The sequence below is a fragment of the Rhodococcus sp. OK519 genome (assembly GCF_003051005.1).
In the GTDB taxonomy this organism is placed as follows: domain Bacteria; phylum Actinomycetota; class Actinomycetes; order Mycobacteriales; family Mycobacteriaceae; genus Prescottella.
This window is the reverse complement of the sequence record NZ_QAOW01000003.1, coordinates 21,438-42,401: the sequence shown is the minus strand read 5'-3', so window position 1 is coordinate 42,401 and position 20,964 is coordinate 21,438. Positions and strand designations below refer to the sequence as shown.

At 68.2% G+C, this 20,964-nt stretch carries 22 protein-coding genes; 10 read left to right on the top strand and 12 right to left on the bottom strand.

Annotated elements, in window-relative coordinates; all coding sequences use genetic code 11:
- Positions 1-2: 2 nt before the first annotated feature.
- Complete coding sequence (locus C8K36_RS10190) at positions 3-851, bottom strand: fumarylacetoacetate hydrolase family protein (RefSeq protein WP_107984383.1); 849 nt, start codon at positions 849-851, stop codon at positions 3-5.
- A gap of 117 nt (positions 852-968) precedes the next feature.
- Between C8K36_RS10190 and C8K36_RS10185 the strand changes: the two genes are divergently transcribed.
- From C8K36_RS10185 to C8K36_RS10175, 3 genes are read left to right on the top strand one after another with little or no spacing between them, the layout of a single operon-like run.
- On the top strand, positions 969-1,631 hold the full coding sequence (locus tag C8K36_RS10185) for a GntR family transcriptional regulator (RefSeq protein ID WP_107984382.1): 663 nt from the start codon (positions 969-971) through the stop codon (positions 1,629-1,631).
- Complete coding sequence (locus C8K36_RS10180; RefSeq protein WP_181319500.1) at positions 1,628-2,005, top strand: BlaI/MecI/CopY family transcriptional regulator; 378 nt, start codon at positions 1,628-1,630, stop codon at positions 2,003-2,005. The genes C8K36_RS10185 and C8K36_RS10180 overlap by 4 nt, the downstream gene beginning before the upstream one ends.
- The gene (locus tag C8K36_RS10175) at positions 2,002-2,946 is read left to right on the top strand and encodes a M56 family metallopeptidase (protein WP_107984381.1); all 945 of its coding nucleotides are present in this window, start codon (positions 2,002-2,004) and stop codon (positions 2,944-2,946) included. The genes C8K36_RS10180 and C8K36_RS10175 overlap by 4 nt, the downstream gene beginning before the upstream one ends.
- Here C8K36_RS10175 and C8K36_RS10170 read toward each other — a convergent pair.
- Positions 2,922-3,347: a hypothetical protein gene (locus tag C8K36_RS10170; RefSeq protein WP_219910005.1), complete on the bottom strand. Its 426-nt coding sequence runs from the start codon at positions 3,345-3,347 to the stop codon at positions 2,922-2,924. The genes C8K36_RS10175 and C8K36_RS10170 overlap by 25 nt on opposite strands.
- 169 nt (positions 3,348-3,516) lie before the next feature.
- On the opposite strand from C8K36_RS10170, the gene C8K36_RS10165 reads away from it, so the two are divergent.
- Genes C8K36_RS10165 through C8K36_RS10155 form a run of 3 tightly spaced genes read left to right on the top strand, consistent with a single transcriptional unit; the run spans position 3,517 to position 6,482 of the window.
- Positions 3,517-4,245: a DsbA family protein gene (locus C8K36_RS10165; protein ID WP_107984380.1), complete on the top strand. Its 729-nt coding sequence runs from the start codon at positions 3,517-3,519 to the stop codon at positions 4,243-4,245.
- A complete protein-coding gene (locus tag C8K36_RS10160; protein ID WP_107984379.1) occupies positions 4,242-5,102 on the top strand; it encodes a cytochrome c biogenesis CcdA family protein in 861 nt (286 codons plus the stop codon). Before C8K36_RS10165 ends, C8K36_RS10160 begins: the two co-directional genes overlap by 4 nt.
- Positions 5,103-5,150: 48 nt before the next feature.
- The gene (locus C8K36_RS10155; protein WP_107984775.1) at positions 5,151-6,482 is read left to right on the top strand and encodes a cryptochrome/photolyase family protein; all 1,332 of its coding nucleotides are present in this window, start codon (positions 5,151-5,153) and stop codon (positions 6,480-6,482) included.
- Here the strand turns inward: C8K36_RS10155 and C8K36_RS10150 are convergent.
- A complete protein-coding gene (locus C8K36_RS10150) occupies positions 6,475-7,875 on the bottom strand; it encodes a DUF1254 domain-containing protein (protein WP_107984378.1) in 1,401 nt (466 codons plus the stop codon). The genes C8K36_RS10155 and C8K36_RS10150 overlap by 8 nt on opposite strands.
- 150 nt (positions 7,876-8,025) lie before the next feature.
- On the opposite strand from C8K36_RS10150, the gene C8K36_RS10145 reads away from it, so the two are divergent.
- Both C8K36_RS10145 and C8K36_RS10140 read left to right on the top strand, forming a co-directional pair.
- Positions 8,026-8,385, top strand: coding sequence for a hypothetical protein (locus C8K36_RS10145; protein ID WP_107984377.1), 360 nt, complete (start codon positions 8,026-8,028; stop codon positions 8,383-8,385).
- A 107-nt stretch (positions 8,386-8,492) separates the two neighbouring features.
- Complete coding sequence (locus C8K36_RS10140; RefSeq protein ID WP_107984376.1) at positions 8,493-9,692, top strand: NADH:flavin oxidoreductase; 1,200 nt, start codon at positions 8,493-8,495, stop codon at positions 9,690-9,692.
- Positions 9,693-9,704: 12 nt separating this feature from the next.
- Here the strand turns inward: C8K36_RS10140 and C8K36_RS10135 are convergent, their stop codons facing one another.
- The 5 genes from C8K36_RS10135 to C8K36_RS10115 form a co-directional block, all read right to left on the bottom strand.
- Positions 9,705-10,544, bottom strand: coding sequence for a hypothetical protein (locus tag C8K36_RS10135; protein ID WP_107984774.1), 840 nt, complete (start codon positions 10,542-10,544; stop codon positions 9,705-9,707).
- A 237-nt stretch (positions 10,545-10,781) separates the two neighbouring features.
- Positions 10,782-12,695: a propionyl-CoA synthetase gene (locus tag C8K36_RS10130; protein ID WP_107984773.1), complete on the bottom strand. Its 1,914-nt coding sequence runs from the start codon at positions 12,693-12,695 to the stop codon at positions 10,782-10,784.
- 167 nt (positions 12,696-12,862) lie between these two features.
- Complete coding sequence (locus C8K36_RS10125; RefSeq protein ID WP_107984375.1) at positions 12,863-13,609, bottom strand: DNA alkylation repair protein; 747 nt, start codon at positions 13,607-13,609, stop codon at positions 12,863-12,865.
- Positions 13,606-14,433, bottom strand: a complete 828-nt coding sequence (locus tag C8K36_RS10120) for a GAF and ANTAR domain-containing protein (RefSeq protein ID WP_107984374.1) — start codon at positions 14,431-14,433, stop codon at positions 13,606-13,608. The genes C8K36_RS10125 and C8K36_RS10120 overlap by 4 nt, the downstream gene beginning before the upstream one ends.
- Positions 14,434-14,472: 39 nt before the next feature.
- Positions 14,473-15,033 (bottom strand): RNA polymerase sigma factor, encoded by a 561-nt coding sequence (locus tag C8K36_RS10115; protein ID WP_258195362.1) that lies wholly within the window; start codon positions 15,031-15,033, stop codon positions 14,473-14,475.
- 316 nt (positions 15,034-15,349) lie between these two features.
- Between C8K36_RS10115 and C8K36_RS10110 the strand changes: the two genes are divergently transcribed.
- Positions 15,350-15,727 carry a hypothetical protein gene (locus C8K36_RS10110; protein WP_258195361.1) on the top strand — a complete coding sequence of 126 codons (378 nt, stop codon included), beginning with the start codon at positions 15,350-15,352 and terminating at the stop codon, positions 15,725-15,727.
- A 132-nt stretch (positions 15,728-15,859) separates the two neighbouring features.
- On the opposite strand, the gene C8K36_RS10105 is transcribed toward C8K36_RS10110, so the two are convergent.
- From C8K36_RS10105 to C8K36_RS10095, 3 genes are all read right to left on the bottom strand, one after another.
- A complete protein-coding gene (locus C8K36_RS10105; RefSeq protein WP_107984373.1) occupies positions 15,860-16,888 on the bottom strand; it encodes a YncE family protein in 1,029 nt (342 codons plus the stop codon).
- 313 nt (positions 16,889-17,201) lie between these two features.
- Complete coding sequence (locus C8K36_RS10100; protein WP_107984372.1) at positions 17,202-18,206, bottom strand: NADP-dependent oxidoreductase; 1,005 nt, start codon at positions 18,204-18,206, stop codon at positions 17,202-17,204.
- Positions 18,207-18,235: 29 nt separating this feature from the next.
- On the bottom strand, positions 18,236-18,622 hold the full coding sequence (locus tag C8K36_RS10095) for a DUF1304 domain-containing protein (RefSeq protein WP_107984770.1): 387 nt from the start codon (positions 18,620-18,622) through the stop codon (positions 18,236-18,238).
- 79 nt (positions 18,623-18,701) lie between these two features.
- Between C8K36_RS10095 and C8K36_RS10090 the strand changes: the two genes are divergently transcribed.
- Positions 18,702-19,298, top strand: coding sequence for a TetR/AcrR family transcriptional regulator (locus tag C8K36_RS10090; protein WP_107984769.1), 597 nt, complete (start codon positions 18,702-18,704; stop codon positions 19,296-19,298).
- 74 nt (positions 19,299-19,372) lie between these two features.
- On the opposite strand, the gene C8K36_RS10085 is transcribed toward C8K36_RS10090, so the two are convergent.
- Positions 19,373-20,887 carry an acetyl-coenzyme A carboxylase carboxyl transferase subunits beta/alpha gene (locus tag C8K36_RS10085; protein WP_107984371.1) on the bottom strand — a complete coding sequence of 505 codons (1,515 nt, stop codon included), beginning with the start codon at positions 20,885-20,887 and terminating at the stop codon, positions 19,373-19,375.
- Positions 20,888-20,964: the final 77 nt, after the last annotated feature.

Here is a 20,964-nt window from a genome sequence, read left to right as displayed (position 1 = left end):
CCCTACTTCGCTCCGGGCACGCAGCGCTGCACCAGCGGACCGATCCCCTCGATGCTGCTGGTGACGATGTTGCCGGGGGCGAGGAAGCGTTGCGGGCTCCGGCCGACGCCCACACCCGCCGGGGTGCCGGTGAAGATCAGGTCGCCCGGGCGCAGCGTGCACACCGCTGACACGTGCGCGATCAGTTCGGCCACAGGGAAGATCATCTGCGCGGTGCGCCCGGACTGGACCGTCTCGCCGTCGATCGCGCATTCGATCGCCAGGTCGTTCGGATCGGCGAACTCGTCCGGCGTCACGAGCCACGGTCCGGTCGGGCCGAAGCCGGGGAACGACTTGGCGAGCGAGAACTGCGGTGCCGGCCCGGCCATCTGCGAGGTTCGCTCCGAGAAGTCCTGTCCCGTGGTCAATCCCGCGATGTGCGACCAGGCGTCGTCGGTCGCGACGTCGGTGGCCTCGCGGCCGATCACCGCCACCAGTTCCACCTCCCAGTCGACGGTGTCGGTCGGCAGCGCCAGATCGGTCTCGGGTCCGGTGAGGCAGCTGGCGAACTTGGTGAACGTGGGCGGGGCGTCCGGCGCGGCGAGTCCGGTCTCCGCCGCATGATCGCGGTAGTTGAGGCCGATCGCGAACACCTGCGCCGGTGCCGGGGACGGGGCGCCGAGGTCGCGGCGGTCGAATGCGACTCCCACCTCGACGTCGGTGGTAGTGGCGGCCCAGTCTGTGAACGCGTCCCACTCGGCGAAGATCGCGACGGGGTCGGGGCCGAAGCGTCCGGCGCTGGCGGTGTGGACGTCGACGGCTCGGTCGCCGTCGATCAGCACGGCGCGTCCGGCGAGATTGGCGATGCGCATCGTTGTCGGTTCCTGTCTGTCGAGGGGTGCTGGACGGCCAGTAGACCCGAAAAATGTCGGAAACGCAATATAATTTCGAAACTTGACTGACGATTCGGAACGGCCTGTACTGGCTGCATGGCACGAGCGACCGGCACCCGCGCTGACGAGATCCATGCGCGGCTGCGCGCCGACATTCTCGGCGGCATGCTCGCGCCGGGGGAGAAGCTCGCCTTCGGCCAGTTGCAGACGCGCTACGACGTGAGCACCGGTGTCCTGCGCGAGGTCCTGCCCCGACTGGTCGAGCAGGGGCTCGCGGTGTCCGAGGCGCAGTTGGGTTTCCGGGTGGTGCCGGTGTCGGTGCCGGACCTGTTGGAGCTCACCGAAACTCGGGTGTTCGTCGAGTCGGAGGCGCTGCGGCGCTCGATCGCGTACGGCGACGTCGAGTGGGAGTCCGCGGTGCTGGCCGCGCGGCACAAGCTGTCGCGGACCGCGCCGACGGATGCCGACGGCCGGGTCTCCGACGCGTGGCTGTCGGCGCACAGCGGCTTCCACCGCACGCTCCTTGCAGCATGTCCCAACTCGCGGCTGGTGCACATCGCCGAATCGCTGCGCGACGTCTCCGAGGTGTACCGCTGCTGGAGCATCCGCAGCACGCGGTCGGCGGCCCGCGACGTCGACGGCGAACACGAACGCATCGCCGCGGCCGCCGTCGACCGGGACGCCGACCGTGCGGTGGACGAGTTGCGCCGGCACATCGAACTGACGACCGACCTGCTGATCGCCGGAGCCGGGGCATGATCGGTCTGGGGGAACTCGAGAGCGCCGTGATGGACGTGCTCTGGAACTCGGAAGAGCCGGCCCGTGTCCGCGACGTCATGGATCGATTGCAGCCGCCCCGGCCGCTGGCCTACACCACCGTCATGACCGTGCTCGACAATCTGCACACCAAGGGCATGGTGTCGCGTCGGCGGATGGGGCGGGCCTATCGCTACCGGGCAACGCTCAGTCGGGAGGAGACTGCAGCCGACCTCGTTCGTCAGGTTCTCCGAGCGAGCGGGGATGCGGAACGGGTGATGTTGCACTTCGCCAACTCCGCCTCGGAGGACGAATCGCGGATTCTCCGACGCGCCGCGCGGCGGACCCGATCCCGCCGCGACGAAGGCGTCTCGTGATCGTCGCACTCGGACTCCTCGCAGCGGTCGGTGTGCTCGGGTTCGCGGCGCCCCGGTGGCTCGATCGCCTGGCCGCGCCCCATCGGCATCCGCGGGTATCTCTCGCCGCGTGGCTGTCGTCGCAGGTGATGTTCGTGGCATCCATCGCGGCAATACCGTTGGTGCTGTGGCTGCGGCCGGGGGACCGATGGCATCTGCTGCCTGCGACGACTGTCGCGTGCATCCGCTCGCTCCGCGAGGCCGGCACCGTTCCGTGGATCCTCGCGATCGAGACCGCGACCTGGGGTGTCGGAGTGCTGCTGTTCGGATGGCTCGTGGGCACCGTGTCGGGCGGACTGTTGCGTCACCGCCGCGACTCCGACGAGCGTGCCTCGATGCTGCGACTCGTGGGCGACAACGTCGCCGGTGACGGCGCAAACGTGGTCCGGGTGCACGGCGGGGAGTTCGAGGCCTACAGCATCGGTGGCCGCGTTCCCACGATCGTGCTGGGAGCCGGCGCTGCCGGTCTCGATCCGGACGTCCGCGCGGCCGTCCTCGCGCACGAGCGAGCTCATCTGCGTGGACGACACCACCTCCTGGTGGCGTGGGCCGACGCTCTGAGGGCCGCGCTTCCGGCGGTCCCCCTGGCGCGCGAGGGTGCGGCGTGGGTACGGGTGCTCGTGGAGTTGTCGGCGGACCGTCATGCCGCGGCATCGTGCGGTTGCGGTGCCCTGTCGGCGGCACTGCTCGCCGGGTCGGGGAACGGTCGCGGTGCCGCATCGGCGGACACAGGATTCGCGGAGGATCGGATCGCGTGGCTGTCCGGACTACGCGCGACGCGCAGGGGCGCGGCGGTGCTGCACTATCCGTTCGCGTTCGTGTTGTCCGCGCTCCCGGTGTTCGCGACGCTGTCGGTCGTGGTGACCGCGATCGCGTACTACTGCGCGATGCTCGGCGGTTGACGCGAGTCGGCGCCGTCCTGCGCGGGCGGCGCCGCGCACACCGGTCCGCACAGGGTGCGGCGGCGTCGTAGCACGACGGCTGCGGCCAGAATCGCGAGCGATACCGCGGCCAGGACTGGCTGGATCGGCGCCCAGAATCCCAGTGCGCCAGTGGTCCCGAGGGCGAGCAGGATGATTTTGTTGCAGACGGGACAGCCGACCGCGAAGACCGCGAGCATCACGCCCGTCAGCGGGGCGGTCGCGCTTTGTTCGCGCTCGGGCCGGATGCCGAACCACAGGGCAGTCAACACCACAGTGGCCGCGAGAACCGGGTACTCCCACCATCGCACCGGCACTTCGCGCCCGAACCACGGGGTGTCGATGACATCGGTCGGCACGCCCACCACGATCAACGTCAGCATTCCGGCAGCCGTACTGCGAAGAAAACTCTTTGCGGTTCTTGAGAATTCGATCATCGGATGGTCGTCCCTCACGCTCTTGCAATTCGCGAACTACTAAGGACGATAGTAGTTCTATGTACTATCGCCGATAGTAGTTGGGGTCCGAGAACGATGATGGTGGAGGAAGCGGATGGCGTCCAGGAGTCGACTCTTCGGGATCGGACGAGACGTGTGGTTGCTCGGTGCGCTGGGGGCCGTCGCACTGCTGCTGGTGGGTTTCCTCGTGCTCGATCGTGAGAGTGAGGAGAACGCGTCGTCCGCCGGCGCCATCGCGGCGGGTGAAGCCCAGACGGGAATCGGACCGGTCGGCGACATGGCACGCCGGCAGGACGGGGATCCGCTGGCGCGAGGGACGGTGGACGCACCGGTGGTTCTGGTTGCGTACTCCGACTATCGCTGTCCGTTCTGCGCCAAGTTCAGTCGGGACATCGAGCCGCAGTTGGTCGACAAGTACGTCGACGCGGGCGTGCTGCGCATCGAGTGGCGCGACCTGCCCATCTTCGGGGAGCAGTCGATGGTGGCGGCGCGCGCCGGGAGGGCCGCGGCGGCGCAGGGAAAATTCTGGGAGTTCAACTCCGCGTTGTACGCGGCGTCCCCTGATCGCGGCCACCCCGACCTGAGCGCGGAGGCTCTGCGCGGATTCGCGGAACAGGCGGGCGTTCCGGATCTCGATCGTTTCGTACGGGATTCCGCCGACTCGTCGGTCGATCAGGACATTGCGGCGGATGTCCTCGAGGCCAACATGATCGGAGTGTCGAGCACGCCCTCGTTCGTCATCGACGGATTCCCGGTACTCGGTGCCCAACCCCTGGCCGTCTTCGAGCAGACGATCGAGATGGCCGGAGGGAACCTGCCTTGACGGACATCGGGCTGCTCGGTGCTCTGCTGGGCGGGCTGCTCTCCCTGGTGAGCCCCTGCTCGGCGCTGCTGTTGCCGTCCTTCTTCGCGTACGCCTTCGACGGGGTAGGGCGCCTCGCGACGCGGACTGCAGTGTTCTTCGCCGGCCTCGCCGCGGTGTTGGTTCCCCTGGGCGCAGGTCTGGGGGCGATGGGGTCGCTGTTGACCCGGCACCGGGAGACTGTGACCACGGTCAGCGGGTTCGTCCTGATCGTGCTCGGCGTCGCGACGGTGTTCGGCAAGGGCTTCGCGTTCGCTCCTGCCCAGCGCGCCGCCAGTTCCGTGCGAGCCTCGGGAGCGTTCTCCGTGTTCGTGCTGGGCGCGGTGTACGGGTTCGCGGGCTTCTGTTCGGGCCCGTTGCTCGGCAGCGTTCTGGCCATCGCCGTGGCAGGCGGTGGCGCCGGATACGGAGGACTGCTCATGGCCCTCTACGCGTTGGGTATGACCGTCCCGCTGTTCGTGCTGGCGCTGCTGTGGGACCGCTTCGATCTGGGGCGGCGGCAGTGGTTGCGGGGCCGGGAGTTGGCTTTCGGACCGGTTCGCACGCACACCACGTCGCTCGTGTCGGGTCTGCTGTTCGTGGCGATCGGAGTGTTGTTCCTGCTCACCGACGGTACCGCCAACCTCGGCGGCATCCTGGGAGTGGACGACCAGTTCGAGCTCCAGGTCTCCCTCGGGGACTGGGCGAATTGTGTGTCCGATGCCGGTTTGCTGTTGGCGCTGGTGCTGCTTCTCTTCGTCGGAGTCGCAGCACGAATTCTGCGCCGACGCCGCACCGCGTCACGCGAGGCGGTGACGGGCGGCGCAGACGACGCCTGAACTACCGTGGTCGTGTGTGCCGGACACACGATCGATCAGGAGGACGCCGTGACCGAATCGCTCGTCTGGTTCCGCCGCGACCTGCGGGTGGGGGATCTGCCGACACTGAGCGCGGCGGGGGAGCGGGCGCTGGGGTTGTTCGTGCTCGACGACCGGCTACTCGGCCCGTCCGGCGGCCCGCGACGAGACTTCCTGTACCGCAGCCTGTCCGCGCTCGACGAGCAACTCGGTGGCCGTCTGCTCGTGGTGCGCGGCGACCCGGTCGAGGTGGTGCCCCGAATCGCGAAAGCGATCGCCGCGCGGGAAGTGCACGTCAGCGCCGACTACGGTCCGTACGGGCGCGAGCGGGACGCGGCTGTCGCCGAGCACGTGGACCTGGTGGCCACCGGTTCCCCGTACGCGATCGCACCGGGTCGGGTGACGAAGGACGACGGCAGCCCGTACAAGGTGTTCACGCCGTGGTTCAAGCGCTGGCTCGATCACGGCTGGCGCGGACCGGCCCGCACCGGCCCGGACACCCTCGACTGGATCGACCCCGACGACGTCGACGTGTCGACGGTGCGCACCGTGATTCCCGCACCCGACGGGCCCGGCCTCGCGGCGGGCGAGGCGGCGGCGCTGGAGCGCTGGCGGGAGTTCTGCGACGACGACCTGATCCGCTACGAGGACGAACGCGACCGCCCCGATCTCGACACGACCAGCCGGATGTCGGTGTACCTCAAGTTCGGCAACATCCACCCGCGGACCATGCTCGCGGATCTGGCCCGCAAGCGCAGTCACGGCGCCGAGCAGTACCGGCGGCAGGTGGCGTGGCGAGACTTCTACGCCGACATCCTGTTCCAGCGTCCGGACAGCGCGCGTCGCAACTACGTCGCCAAATTCGACGCGATCCGCCACGACACCGGACGCGAAGCCGACGCGCTGTTCGCGGCCTGGTGCGAGGGCCGCACCGGCTTCCCGATCGTCGACGCAGGCATGCGGCAACTGGCAACCGAGGGCTGGATGCACAACCGGGTGCGGATGATCGTCGCGTCGTTCCTGGTGAAGGACCTGCACCTGCCGTGGTGGCGCGGGGCGCGGTTCTTCATGCAGCACCTGGTCGACGGCGATCTGGCGTCGAACCAGCACGGCTGGCAGTGGACCGCCGGGTCCGGCACCGACGCCGCACCGTACTTCCGCGTCTTCAATCCGATCAGCCAGGGCGAGAAGTTCGATCCCACCGGCGACTACGTGCGGCGCTGGATTCCGGAATTGCGGGGCATCGGCGGCAAGGCGGTGCACGCGCTGAAAGATGCTCGGCCGGAGAACTATCCGGATCCGATCGTCGACCACGCCGAGGAGCGACGCGAGGCGCTGGCGCGGTACGGCGAGCTCAGCTGAGCGGGGGCATCCGGACGAAATCGCCCGGCCGCCAGGAGCCGTCGAATGAGCTCTCCTGCGGACCGTAGATCCGCAGGTACGCGAACCAGGCTCGGCCCGGGAGGGTCTGGACCCACAGGTTCTCGACGCCGACCGGAGCGTTGGGACCGAAGTAGAGGTCGATCGATTCCGAGTCGTTCTGTGGCAGTTCGAAGAGCGAGCGCAGGGCGGCCCGGCCCAGCGGAGTCCGGACCTGCGACCGGGTCTGTGCGTCGTAGACGGTGAGCGACCAGAACAAGCCGGCGGGAACGGGTGTGGGCACCGTCAGCGTGTAGTCGGCGTTGCCGTCGAGATAGTCGCCCCGTGAGTCCCGAGTCCCGAGCCAGTACAGGGAACCGCCACCGACCTGCCTGCGGAACATCGCCGGGGACGCGACGATCGCCTGCGCGAACCAGCGGTCGCGCGCCTCGAGATCGAGCCCGGTGGGCGTCTCGAACTCGGCGTTGTCCGGGACCAGCCCCACCCACTCCCACGCACGATTCGGCCACGCGATCCGGTCGGGACGGGTCCCGGCGAAGGCAGACACCAGCATCTGATCGCGGCCGACCCGGGCCGCGCGGTCGAGGATCCGGGTGGTTCGCGCATCGGGTGCGAAGGGCGCGCCCTTCCGGATGCCGAGTCCCGCGAGCAGGCCGTACATGGGTCGGAACTCGTCCACCACCGGTTCGCGGTCGATGATCCCGTGCAGCACCGTCCAGAATTCGGTGTTGTCCTCCCACCGCAGGCAAGTGCTGTCGAGCGGCTTGTCGCTGAAGTCGACGAAGGTGAGGCACTCGGTGTCCGCACCCAGGCGATGAATCTTCACCTCGCGCAGCGCCTCGAGCGCGCCGTCGATGTCGCCGCCGACGGGCAGCGCACGGAGGGCCATCAACACCGTGAACGAGTTCGACCGGCCCACATGACAACCCGACGGGACATCGCCGTCGTATCCCGGGGGCAGCACCACGTGCCGTCCGCCCTTCCCCTCGTCCGGGCCGGGGATGCCCATGTCCATGATCCACCGCTGGTGGTGATCGTCGATCAGTCCGATGTAGGGGCCGGCCGGGAGTTCGATCACCATCGGGCCGTCGCGCAGATCGAGGGCGGCCGCACCGTACGGGGTGTCGGAGTTGAGCGTGAAACCGACCTGCAGCGGTCCGGTCGACGCGATCCCCACCGCCGCGTTGTCGGCGATGCCGATCTCCCGGTTGCCGTTGAAGATCCCCTCGACGGACACCGTCGGGTACCAGAACCGATAGGCGGTCACCGCCCGCTGGAAGTCGGCGTCGTCCCGCGCGCGGGCGGCGGACTCCGCCGTCGGGTACCCGCCGGGGAGGTCGTACGGGGCGTCGTTCGTCGGGTCCGGTCTCGTCATCGCAGTTCCTCCGTCGGTGGGCCGTTCGGTCCTGTCCCACGAATGAACCGCACCGCCGCGAGGTCGGCCTCATCCGCAGGGGGTGAGCGCCGGTTTCGTTCCGCTCGGGTTCGGGTAGGTGGACGAGACGGCCGACATGGAAGGAGACACATGACGCGCGACGTGGAGAAGCGGTGGTCGGACCCCCGGACCTTCCGGCGAGCGGTGCTGTTCGACGCGATCACGATCGTTCTCGCCCTCGTCGCGATGGCCGTCACGATCTCGGTGGGGTCCTCGTCCGGGGACTGCGCTCCGGGCGAGGGGCGACTGTGTACCGACACCGCACGCATCGTGGTGGTGGTGGTGGTGCCGTCGGCTCTACTGCTGCTCGGCGGAATCGGTGCTTTCGTCCAGGCCTACCGCGCGTGGCGTCGCGACGGGACGTGGCCGATCTGGCAGGCAGCGGGCTGGTTCCTGTTTGTCCTGATGCTCGTCTATCTGGGCATCGCGACGCGGAGCGTGGCCGGCTGAGCCTGCCCCGAGCGAAGGGGCGCGCGTCCCACCCAGTGGACGCCCCCACTTTCGAGACCGCTGGCACCGGTATAGCCTCGGGCCGCCCCTCGACGGAAGGATTTCCGGTGTCTCAGATCACTCCCCCCGATGTGTTCGCGCCAGCCAAACTGGGTCCGGTCACGCTGCGCAATCGGATCATCAAGTCCGCGACGTTCGAGGGACGCACCCCGCAGGCACTGGTCACGGACGATTTGATCGAGTTCCATCGCCAACCCGCCGCAGGTGGGGTCGGTATGACCACCGTCGCGTACTGCGCCGTGCAGCCCGAGGGGCGCACCGAGCGCGGCCAGATCTGGATGCGCCCCGAGGCGGTGCCCGGGCTGCGCAAGCTCACCGACGTCATCCACAACGAGGGCGCGGCGGTGTCGGCGCAGATCGGCCACGCGGGCCCGGTCGCGAACGAGAAGTCGAACGGGCTGCCCGCCCTGGCGCCGTCGATGTCGTTCAGTCCGTTGAGCATGAAGAAGATCCATGCAGCCACCGCGTCCGACATCGCGCGGATCACGGCGGCGCACGCCGACGCGGCGCGGTTCGCAATCGAGGGCGGCTTCGACGCCGTCGAGATCCACTTCGGCCACAACTACTTCGCGAGTTCGTTCCTGAGTCCCAAGCTGAACAAGCGCAAGGACAACTACGGCGGATCGCTCGAGAACCGTGCACGGATCGTGCGGGAGACGGCGCGGGCCGTGCGCGAGGCGGTCGGCGACCGGATCGCGGTCCTCGCCAAGCTCAACATGGACGACGGTGTGCCCGGTGGCTTCTGGGTGGACGAGGCGATCCAGGTGGCGCAGTGGCTCGAGGCCGACGGCAGCCTCGACGCGCTCGAACTGACGATGGGTAGCTCACTCCTCAACCCGATGTACCTGTTCAAGGGTGATGCCCCGGTTCGCGACTTCGCGAATGCGATGCCGCAGCCGATCAAGCTCGGCGTACGCATGGTCGGCAAGGCCTTCATCAAGGCCTACCCGTACGAGCCGCTGTTCATGCTCGAGCAGGCCCGTCAGATCCGGGCCGCGGTCAAGATGCCGCTGGTGCTGCTCGGTGGCGTCACCGACAAGGCCGGCATGGACACCGCGATGGGCGAGGGCTTCGAGTTCGTCGCGATGGCGCGGGCGCTGCTGCGGGAACCCGATCTGATCAACCGGATCCAGGCCGAGGAACGTACACGTTCGCTGTGCATCCACTGCAACAAGTGCATGCCGACGATCTTCTCGGGTGCGCGTTGCGTGCTCGTGGACCCCGTTCCGGTGCGTGTGCGCGGCTGACGCGGCCGGGTCCTAGATACAGTTCCACGCGAAGTCGATCGCGTCGCGGACATCGTCCGCCCAGTCCTCCCAGACCTGCTCGGTGGTGAGCACACCGGCGACGCCGCACAGGGAATCGGTTGCGGCGCGGACGATGTCGAGTGCCAGGTGGAACTGGTAGCCGCCGACGGTGGCGAGATGGCCGTAGTCGGTGTCCTCCGGGGAGTTGTGCAGCGACGAGACGTCGAGCGGTCCACCGTCGCGACTGGTCGCCGCACCGAGCGACGCCAGTTCGACGATGTCCGCGACCGCCCGCGTGGGCAGGGGCAGCGTCAGCCGACCCGGTGCCGTCACCAGGCTCCCGACCGATTCGAACGCCGGGGGGAGTCCGAGGTCGACGTCGTCGGCCTCCGCCACGGCGGTGAACCGCGCACGCGCGTGCTCCGACGCGGCGGCCAACTGTCGGGCGACGTCACCACCGGAGGACGATTCGAGGGCCGCGAGGATCCGGAGGCGATCCGCCGCCGATCCGAGCAGCGTCCAGGCCGTGCTCATCCGCCCGGACTCGATCAGGGCCGCCGCGTCGAGCAGGGTGGCCAGGATCTCCTCGTATTGGGCGATCGACGCGATCAGGCGCAGTCCGGGGCCGCCGACCCAGAACGGGTCCTCCGCGGCGTCCCGCCGCTCGGCCGCCCGGGTCGCGGCCAGATCAGGCGCCAGGCAGGCCTGGACGGTGACTACGACCTCCCGCAGGAGGGCGGCCTGGTTCGACAGCTCGATGCCCTCGGGATCGTGCAGGAAATGGCGCCGTGTGCTGTTCGCGACGAGGTCGCGCAGGAGTGCGTGGACGGACGGCGTGGCGACTACGGACAATTCTCCCCCTCGGGGCGATTGCGAATTGATGGTGTCGAATCCGATGATCGTTTGGATCCTGTTCGTAAACATACCGTGATCGAACCGTGATGGTCAACCCCTATGCGCGCCTGACCTGCCCTTTTGGTTGTTTAAGCTAAATTGCCATTTGGTACGAATTGGTGCCGAATATCCGATTTATCCGAAAAGAAGGGCCCCGCCCCTGAGTGGGGTGAGGCCCTTGCGGCGGTGTCGGCGTTACCCGCGCAGCAGCTTTTCGAGCGCGTCGAGGACCGACGGATCCTCGATGGTCGACGGCACGGTGTACTCGTCGTGGTCGGCGATCTGACGCATCGTCTTGCGCAGGATCTTGCCCGAGCGGGTCTTCGGCAGCGCCTGCACGACGGTCACGTCACGGAACGTGGCGACCGCGCCGATCTGCTCGCGCACCATCGCGATCAGTTCTTTGCGCAGGATGTCGTCCTCGATCTCGACGCCGGCCTTGAGGACGACGTAGCCGCTGGGGCGCTGGCCCTTGAGCTCGTCGTGAATGCCGATCACCGCGCACTCGGCCACCGCGGTGTGCGATGCGACGACGGCTTCCATGCTGCCCGTCGAAAGACGGTGTCCGGCAACGTTGATGACGTCGTCGCTGCGGCCCAGGACGAAGACGTAACCGTCCTCGTCGATGTATCCCGAGTCGCCCGTGAGGTAGTAGCCGTCGAACGTCGATAGGTACGACTTCACGTACCGGTCCTCGTCGCGCCACAGTCCCGCCAAGGTGCCCGGCGGCAGCGGCAGTGCGATCACGATGTTGCCTTCGGTGCCTGCCTCGACCGGTGTGCCCTCGCCGTCGACGATGTCCACGCGGTAGCCGGGTACGGGCACCGTGGGGGAGCCCGCCTTGATCGGCATCGGCTCCAGCCCACGAAGATTCGCGCAAATGGCCCAACCGGTCTCGGTCTGCCACCAGTGGTCGATCACCGGGACGCCCAGCTTCTCGGTGGCCCACACGTAGGTGTCGGGGTCGAGCCGCTCGCCCGCGGCGAACAGTGTCGTCATCGAGGAGATGTCGTACTTGGCGAGCTCGGTCGCCTCCGGGTCGGCCTTACGAATCGCGCGGATCGCGGTCGGCGCTGTGAACAGTGCGGTGACCTCGTGCTCCTGGATGACTCGCCAGAACGCGCCCGCGTCCGGGGTGCCGACAGGCTTACCCTCGTACATCACCGTCGTCGCACCGGCGAGCAGTGGCGCGTACACGATGTACGAGTGGCCCACGACCCAGCCGACGTCCGACGCCGTCCACATGACCTGGCCGGGTCCGAGGTCGTAGATGTTGCGCATCGACCACGTCAGTGCAACGGCATGACCGCCGTTGTCGCGGACCACGCCCTTGGGCTTACCCGTGGTCCCCGAGGTGTAGAGGATGTAGAGCGGGTCGGTCGCAGCGACTGAGACCGGCGCGGCATCGGTTGCGTCGGCGGCCAATTCGTCCCAGTCGAACCATGCGGCGCCGCGGTCACGGTAGTCGGCGGCCGCGCCGGGAATGCTCTCGCGGTTCTTGACGATCACCGTATGCGGCGGGGTAGCCGACAGGCCGAGCGCCTGGTCGACCATGGGGAGGTACTCGATGGTGCGTCCGGGCTCGAGGCCGCCCGACGCGGTCACCAGGACCACCGGCTGGGCGTCGTCGATGCGGGTGGCGAGTTCCTTCGCCGCGAAGCCGCCGAAGACGACCGAATGCACGGCGCCGATGCGGGCGCACGCGAGCATCGCGATCGCGGCCTCCGGAATCATCGGCATGTAGATCACGACGCGGTCGCCGGCCACGACGCCCTGCTCGGCGAGCACACCCGCGAACCGGGCGACCTCGGCGAGCAGTTCGGAGTAGGTGTACGTCCGCTTCGCCGGCACCATCGCGGAGTCGTAGATGAGCGCGGCCTGGTCGCCGCGGCCGTCGCGCACGTGCCGGTCGAGCGCGTTGAAGCACGTGTTGAGGGTGCCGTCCGCGAACCAGCGGTACAGCGGGGCGTTCGAGTCGTCCAGCGCGCGGGTGGGCGCGGTGTCCCACTCGACGGCCTCGGCGGCGGCGAGCCAGAACTTGTCCGGCTGCTCCACGCTCTCCTGGAACGCTGCGGCGTAGGCCCCGGTCGCATGCTCGGCGGTGCTCATCGATTCGTGTCCTCTCGGTTCCGACACTGCGTCGGAGACGCACGCGTGACTCTGCATCTGTGATGCACACAACACCCTATTCGACCGACGGTCGGTGGCCGGGAAGACAACCGTCTGCCGCGCCCTCGTGCGGCGGACGGCGGGGAACAGGCGATGAACGGCCGAGGTCAGCCCCTGCGCAGCGTGCGGTAGTGCACGCGGGTCTCGGCGTCGAGGTGCTCGGTGGCGTAGCTCAGTGCGGTCGCACCCATCTCGGCAGCGTGATCGTCGAGGAACCCGAGCAACAGGCCCCGATCCACCCGCTTACCCACCTCGCGGAGCATCCAGCCGGTGGCCTTCTGGGTGAGATCGCGCCGGTCGTTCAGGACCCGGGCCGCCAGATCGAGTGTCGTCGACGCGTCGCCGCGGCGGATGAACCCGAACGTGGTGAGCAGCGCGACGCGTCGGCGCCACAGGTCGTCGTCGGCGCCGAGTTCGAACACGAGCTCGCGGGGCTTGTCGAACAGCCAGTCGCCGAGGATGTACAGCGCCGACAGGTCCACCAGGTCCCAGTTGTCCACCCGTCCGCGCAGCACGGCCGCCAGGTAGTGCTGGGCTATCCGCTCGCGGGCGTCGTCGTCGCGATTGCGCGCGCGACTCGCCCGCGTGAACTGTTCGACGAGGATCAGCAGGCCCGCCAGTCGGTGCTCGTGAACGGGGCTGTCCAGGAGCGCATCGACATCGTCGAGTGCCAGATGCGCAAATCCCTTGGCCACCTTGCGGATCGCCGGCACTCGGACGCCGACGAACACGTCACCCTCGCCGTACTCGCCCGGCCCGGTCTTGAAGAACCGCTGCAGCTGCGCGGCGTCGTCGGCGTCGGCGATCTCGGTCAGGACGGCGACAACCTCGTCTGCCTTGCTCGCGGGCGTCAAGACGCGGTCTCGGTCGCCTCGGAATCGTGTACAGCGCTGAGTCGCCCGACGAGGTCGACGGCAACGTCCCGCAGGCGTGTGTTCGTAGTCTGGGACTGCTTGCGCAGCAACTGGAACGCGTCGTGCGCGTCGATCCGATGAAGGGCCATCAGCATGCCTTTCGCCTGCTCGATGGGTGCCCTCGTCTCGAGCGCGCGTTGCAGCGCCTCCGCAGCATCGCGTGCGGACTTGAACCGCGCGAACTCGCCGATGGCACGGGAGACCGTGCCGGTGAGCAGTTCCAGGACGTCGGCGTCCACCTCGTCGAACGCGGCGCGCCCGCGGCCGTACAGGTTGAGTGCGCCGAGGGTGCGATCGTCGATGAACAGGGGAGCGGCCAGGAAGCTGCGGATCCCCTCTGCGCGGGCGGATTCGGTGAAGGCCGGCCACCGGTCCGTCGCTTCGTCCAGATCGACCAGCACCGTCTCCCGCGACCGCGAGGCGTGCAGGCAGGGGCCCTCGCCGGCGGCGTACTGCTCGTGGTCCACGCGCAGGGTGCGGCCGTCGGTGTAGGCGGCCGTGTACGTGCGTGCGCCGAAGTCGACGGTTACGCCCGTGCTGTCGGCGCCGCCCACGACGTCGTGCGCCACCTCCGTCACGCGCTGCAAGAGATCGACCAGGTCGTCCTCGTCGGTGATGCTCTCGCCCAGCGACAACAGCAGCGATGCGAGTGTGGTCGGCGACAGGTCCGACTGTTCCGCGACTGCCACGACGTCGGCGGCGTGCATCGGGGTGGCCGAGGTGACGGGCGCCCGTCCGTTCGTGAGCGGGTCAGTGCCGACCATGGCGCCGCCCTCCTTCTGTCTGGGGTGTGCGTCGGGGGGTCATCGCCACTCCTCCAGTAGGACCGCCAGCGATGCCGCTGCGCGCCGGTGCTGGCCACGTGCCGCGTCCGGGCTCAGTCCCAGCAGCCTGCCGATCTCCGGAAAAGTCATCGATTCCACCTCTCTCATCACCCATGATGCGCGTTGTCGAGGGGGTAGTTGCCACAAGGCGCCGTCGAGGGCCTTCATGAAGGCGTTGTTCGACGCCATCGCCGCTGGTTCGCGATCTCGTCGATCCGGGAGTGTGTCCAGTATCTCGTCGTCCACCATGTCCGGCCGTCGACGCCGGTGGAGATCGAAGATCTTTCGGGTGCAGATCGCGAACAGCCACGTGCGGATCGAGGCCTCGCCGCGAAACGATGCCAACTGGTTCCAGGCGGCGATGAATGTCTCCTGGACGACGTCCTCTGCCGTGTCCTCGTCCGGGGCGAGTGGCCGGCAGAATCTGCGCAGTTCGGGACCGTAGCGGTCGACGAACGCCGCAAAGGTGTCATCGGGGCGGCTGCCCCGGTGAAAGGCATGGCCGAGCCCTTCAGACTCGTCCACGGCCTGTTCGGTCACTGAATACACTCCTCCCGTCGAAGCCGTCGCGGGAGTGAGGCACGCAGACTTTACACCGGGCGGCAGACCCGACCGTGAATCGCCAGGGCGGCCGAGCTGCGACGTCGAAATGTGGGACACATCACAGTCGAACGGTGTTCGGTTCGGTGTCCGGGCAGCGTCTAACGGTTGGGAGAGCAGGTGCGAACGGTTTTTCGTGAGAAGGTGAGAGCGCTGGGAAAAGAGCGATAGGCACGCGAATCGATCAGGTGCGCAGCATCGTTCGAGGGGTCGATGCCATGCATGTACATGACCGCGGACGTGTTCCGTGTGTCCCGTGGTGGTTGGAGCGCTCGTGCCGCTGACGCGTGAGCACACCAAGAGGTACAGAGATGCCCTGGTCGCCTTGGCTGCGGCGACGCAGCGGCCGGCGAACATCGTCAACCTGGGCGGTATGTATGCGATTCGCGTCGAGTTCGAGTTGAGTCGGTACCTTCTCGCCACCAATGAGGGCGGAGATCTCTCGACCACGGTGGACGGTGGCGAAGGGACGTGGTCGGTGCAGTTCTTCGGTCCGTCCGACGTGCGGCTCGCGGCAGCGGACCGGAAATGGCTCGTCGACGCGTTCGACGCGGTGATCGACGAACTGCGGGCGGCGGACTGGTGGCGTGACGACGGAATGTCGTTCGGCGAGTTCGCGCCGTCGAACACCTGAGCTCGACACCGCCGCCTTCGTGGCGATCATGGTGCCGACAGTGGTGGCCGGGTCGTCCTGAGCGCCCACTCTTTGCCTGTCCGGGTAGGAACCCGCGTGTCCAGGGAAGGAACGGGCGCTCAGGACGAGGGGTCAGCTGCCGAAGAGCGAGCCGAGGGAACCTGCGGGCGTGGGGTACTCGATCTGCACGATCGACACGGTGCCGCTGTTGTTGCCCGTGACGTAGGCCTGGCTGCCGTCAGGGGAGATCGCAACTCCCACGGGAAACAGTCCGACCGCGACGCTCGGGCCGGCGGTGTCGTCGGCCGTCTCGAGCGACACCAACTTCGCTTCACCGCTGAGAGGCACGTAGACGCGACTTCCGTCCGGCGTGACGGCTACCGCGGTGGGGCCCTCGCCGACCGGGACCGTACGGGCGACGGTGTTGCTGGTCGTGTCGATCACGACGACGGTGCCGGCCTCGTTGTCGGCCACGTAGGCGCGCTTGCCGTCCGGGGCGATCGCGATTCCTGCCAGGCCCACTCCGGCGGGTATCGATGTCACGACGGAGTTGTTCGAGGTGTCGACGACGTCGACCGCCCCGTCGAACTGATTCGCGATGTAGGCGTGGGTTCCGTCGGGGGTGAAGGCGATGCCGAAGGGACCGTCGCCCACTGCGAACGTGCTCGTCACGGTGTTGGTGGCAGTTTCGATGACGGAGATGTCGTCGCTGCTGCGGTTGGCGACGTACACGCGGGCGCCGTCGGGGGAGACCGCCACCGAGATCGGCCCGTCGCCCACGTCGATGCTCGTGGTCGATGTGTCCGTCGCGGTGTCGATCACCGCGACATTGCCGTCGAGCAGTTGCGCGACATAGGCGCGGGCACCGTCGGGCGTGACAGCCAGTCCTGCCGGACCCTGTCCGACATCGATTCCGCCCTGTACACCGGACGTGGTGGCGATCGAGATGACGTTGTTGCTCAGATTGCCGGTCACGAAGGCGCGAGACCCGTCCGGCGTGAACGCGACCCCGAAGGGGCCGTCGCCGGCGCCGATCGTGCGGATCACGACGTCGGCGCCCGACGGAGGTGCCGTGACCAGTGTTGCGGCGAGTGCCGTGAGGACCACCGCCCCTGAGCGGATGGCGAATCTGTGGCTGGTGGTGTGTGCATGCGGTTTCATCAGAGGTCCTTTGTCCGAGTGGGCGAGCCATGTTCGAAGACAGAACGATTCGCCCGGACGTGACGATCGGTCACAGGCCGGACAACCCCGACATCGCGAAGACAGAAAGGTCGCTGCAAAGGGTCGCCACCGCCGCCGGAGTCCGAAAACCCTCACCACGAAGTGGAATTCGGAATCCAGCGGTAGACGCCGGTGGCGTGACAGGCAGGTTACAGGCAACTGCCACATCGGTGCGGGAAAACCGCATCCGGGCCGAATGTCACATGCGTACAGTCGAACTGAACGCATGTGACATTCGGTCGAGACGGGCGATTCAGATCCTGACGAGCATCTTTCCGACGTTGCCGCCGCGCATGAGCTGCAGGAAGGCGTCGACGGAGTTCTCGATGCCGTCGACGACGGTCTCGTCGAACACCACGTCGCCGGACGCCAGCCAGGGGCCCATCTTGGCGGCGAATTCGGGGAAGAAGTGGGTGTAGTTGCCGAGCGTGAAGCCTTGCAGCGTCAGTCCGCGGGTGATGATGTTGGCCATGTTGTCGGGCCCGGGGGTGCGCTCGGTCGCGTTGTACGCCGCGATGGCTCCGCACAGCGCCGCTCGGCCGCCGTCCCGCATCACGTCGAGAGCAGCCTCGAGATGGTCACCACCGACGTTGTCGAAGTACACGTCGATGCCGTCTCCGGCGATCTCCCGCAACTGCTTCCGCACGGGTTCGCGCTTGTAGTCGAATGCCGCGCTGTAGCCGTAGCGCTCGGTGAGCAGTTCCACCTTCTCGGCCGATCCCGCGGACCCGATGATCCGAGCGGCGCCCTCGAGCCGGGCGATCTGACCGGCAGCGGTTCCCACGGCGCCGGCGGCACCCGAGATGAACACCGACTCGCCGGGCTTCAGGTGGGCGATGTGCATCAGTCCGACGTACGCGGTCAAGCCGGTGAGCCCGAGGATGCCGAGGTATGCGGACACCGGGACTCCCGGAATCTCCTCTACGACACGGAAGCTCGCGGCATCGCCCTGTGCGACGTCACGCCAGCCGAGATCGTGCACGACGACGGATCCGACGGGATGGGAGGGCGAGGTCGACTCGACGATCCGTCCTACCGCGCCGCCGGTCATGTTCTCGCCCAGGGCGAACGGCGGAACGTACGACTTCACGTCGTTCATGCGGCCGCGCATATACGGATCGACGGAGAGGAACTCGTTGGCCACCCGGACTTGGTTGGGGGCGAGGTCGGGAAGTTCGACCACGGCGGTCCGGAAGTTGTCGGGCGTGGGCCATCCCACCGGGCGGGCGATGAGCTGGATCTGGGTGCTGGTCGACATGGGTGTGTCCCTTCGGGTGTGTGCGGGGTTCAGAGGATCAGTCCGAGTGAGAGGAGGATGACGGCGAGGAGGGGGAGCGTTCCCTGGGTGATCGCCGCCCGGGCCTTGTCCGGCGACGACAGCAACAGCACGAGCGCCGCGAGGAGCATGGATCCGGTTCCGGCGAACACGAGCGCCGATCCGACCGCGGTCGCGCCGATCAGGACGCCGACGATGCCGGCGGCCGTGACGAGTGCCAGAAACAGGTTGTAGAAGCCCTGGTTGAAGGCGAGTTCCTTGGTCGCGGCCGCTTCCTCGGTGCTGGTGCCGAACGTTGCACGGGTGCGCGGGGCGGTCCAGCGCAGCGACTCGAGGAAGAAGATGTAGACGTGCAGCACGCCGGCGAGTGCGGCGAAGATCAGTCCCGCGACGACCATGGTCACTCCTCCTTGTTTTGAACTGATCGTTTCAATATATACTGCAATGGTCGTTGCACAACGGGAAGTGAGGGTCGTCATGCCTCGGACGCAGGAGTTCGATACGGACGTCGTGGTGGGTCATGCCCGGGATGTTTTCTGGGACAGGGGTTTCGAGGCGACATCCGTCCCGCACCTCGAGCGGGCCACGGGCCTGAACCGGTCGAGCCTCTACAACGCCTTCGGCAGCAAGCGTGGACTCTTCGATGCCGCAGTGCAGGACTATTTGAACCGTGTCGTGCGCCCGCGACTGCGGATCCTCACAGACGAGCCCACCGCCCCCGACGCCGCCGCGCGCTACTACCGCAGTGTCGCCGACGCGATCGCGTCGCTTCCGGACGACTACCCGGGCCGTGGTTGCCTGCTTCTCAACAGCGCCGCCGGCTTCGCTGCGCACGACGACGCCCAACGGGCCGTGGTCGACGCCTACCGTTCGGAGTTGGCCGCGGCGCTGGCCCATGCCCTGCGCGCACTCGACCCCGAGACCGCGGCCGACCAGATCGTCCATCGCACCCGTCTCCTGACGTCGCTGTCGATCAGTGCGCTGCTGCTCTCCCGCGTCAATAGGGACGAGGCGGCAGCCCTCGCACGAACCGCGTTGGACCAGCTGACGGAATGGTCCGCGATGCGGGGCTAGCGGTCTCCTCGTCGCCGTGTGCACGGACCGGAGCAGGTGTTCACCTCCAGTGTCCTCCGCGGCGCCCCGCGAGGTCAGCTCTCGGGCAACCCCAGCGTGCGGAACCGGTCGAGTCGGGCGGAGATTCGGTCCTCGCTCGAAAGAGCGCGCAACGAGACGAGTTCCGCGGCGATGGCCGCGCCGACGCGCTGAGAGAACTCGACGGGCTCGAGCGCTGCGTCGGGCATCTCGGGGATGACGGCGTCGACGACGCCGCCGCGCAGCAGATCTCGGGACCGAATGCCCTGAGCGGCCGCCATCTCGGGAGCGTGGCTGGTGTCGCGGTGGACGATGGCGCTGGCGCCCTCGGGCGGAAGCGGCGCGAGCCAGCCGTTCTGGGCCGCGAGGACCCGGTCGGCGGGGAGCAGGGCGAGCGCCCCGCCACCGGTGCCCTGGCCGAGCAGCACCGAGACCGTGGGGCTGCGCAGCGTGACGAGGTCGGAGATGCAGCGTGCGATCTCGGGTGCCAGCCCGCGCTCCTCGGCCTCCTTGGACAACGCCGCTCCGAGGGTGTCGATCACCAGCACCAGTGGCAGCCGCAGCTCGGCGGCCATTCGCATGCCGCGTCGGGCCTCGCGCAGTGCGGCCGGACCCATCGTGTTCAGTGCCGACTGGCCGGCGCGATCCTGCCCGAACAGCACGCACGGCTGACCCCGGAACCTGGCCAGCGAAAGCAGCACCGTCGAATCCACTTCTCCCTGGCCGGTTCCGCTGAGGGAAACCCGCGTGGACGTCGCGTGGCGGACCAGTTCCCGGATCCCGGGGCGGTCGCCGCGGCGCGAGATCATCACGGACTGCCACGTCGGGATATCCGGAACATCCGGAAGATTGTGTTCTGCAACGTGATCTGCCACGGCCATGTCCGCGTCCGCGGGATCGACCAGCACGTGGAGCGCGCGGTCGACCAATTCGCGCAGTTGCTTCGCCCCGGCGACCCCGTCGATCACGCCGTTTCGGTAAAGGTTCTCGGACGTCTGCACGCCCTCGGGGAACCTCTCGCCGTAAAGGGCCTCGTAGACGCGGGGGCCGAGGAATCCGACGAGCGCGCCGGGTTCGGCGATCGTGACATGGCCGAGGGACCCCCACGACGCGAACACGCCACCGGTCGTGGGGTTGCGCAGGTACACCAGGTAGGGCAGGTGCGCGGCCTTGTGTGCCGCGATGGCGGCCGCGATCTTCACCATCTGCACGAACGCGAGCGTGCCCTCCTGCATGCGGGTACCGCCGGACGTCGGGGACGCCAGCAGCGGCAGGCCCTCGGCGGTGGCGCGTTCGATCGCGGTGGTGATGCGCTCGGCCGCGGCCACACCGATCGAGCCGGCGAGGAAGGAGAACTCGCACGCGATGACCGCGACGCGGCGCCCACCCAGCAGCGCGGTCCCGGTGATCACGGACTCGTCGACCCCCGACTTCGCGGCGGCGGCGTCGAGTTCGGCCCGGTACTTCGGGTCGGGGGACACGTCGAGCGGCGCGGTGTCCCACGAGACGTAGCTGTCGGCGTCGAACACCTGGCCGATCAGTTCTCGAGCCGAGAGCTTCTTCGTGGGCACGGGCTTTCCTCCACTTCGTACGAATCAGCGGCCGCCGACAAGAAGACCGTCGGCGGCCGCTGTCACGGTTCCAGCCT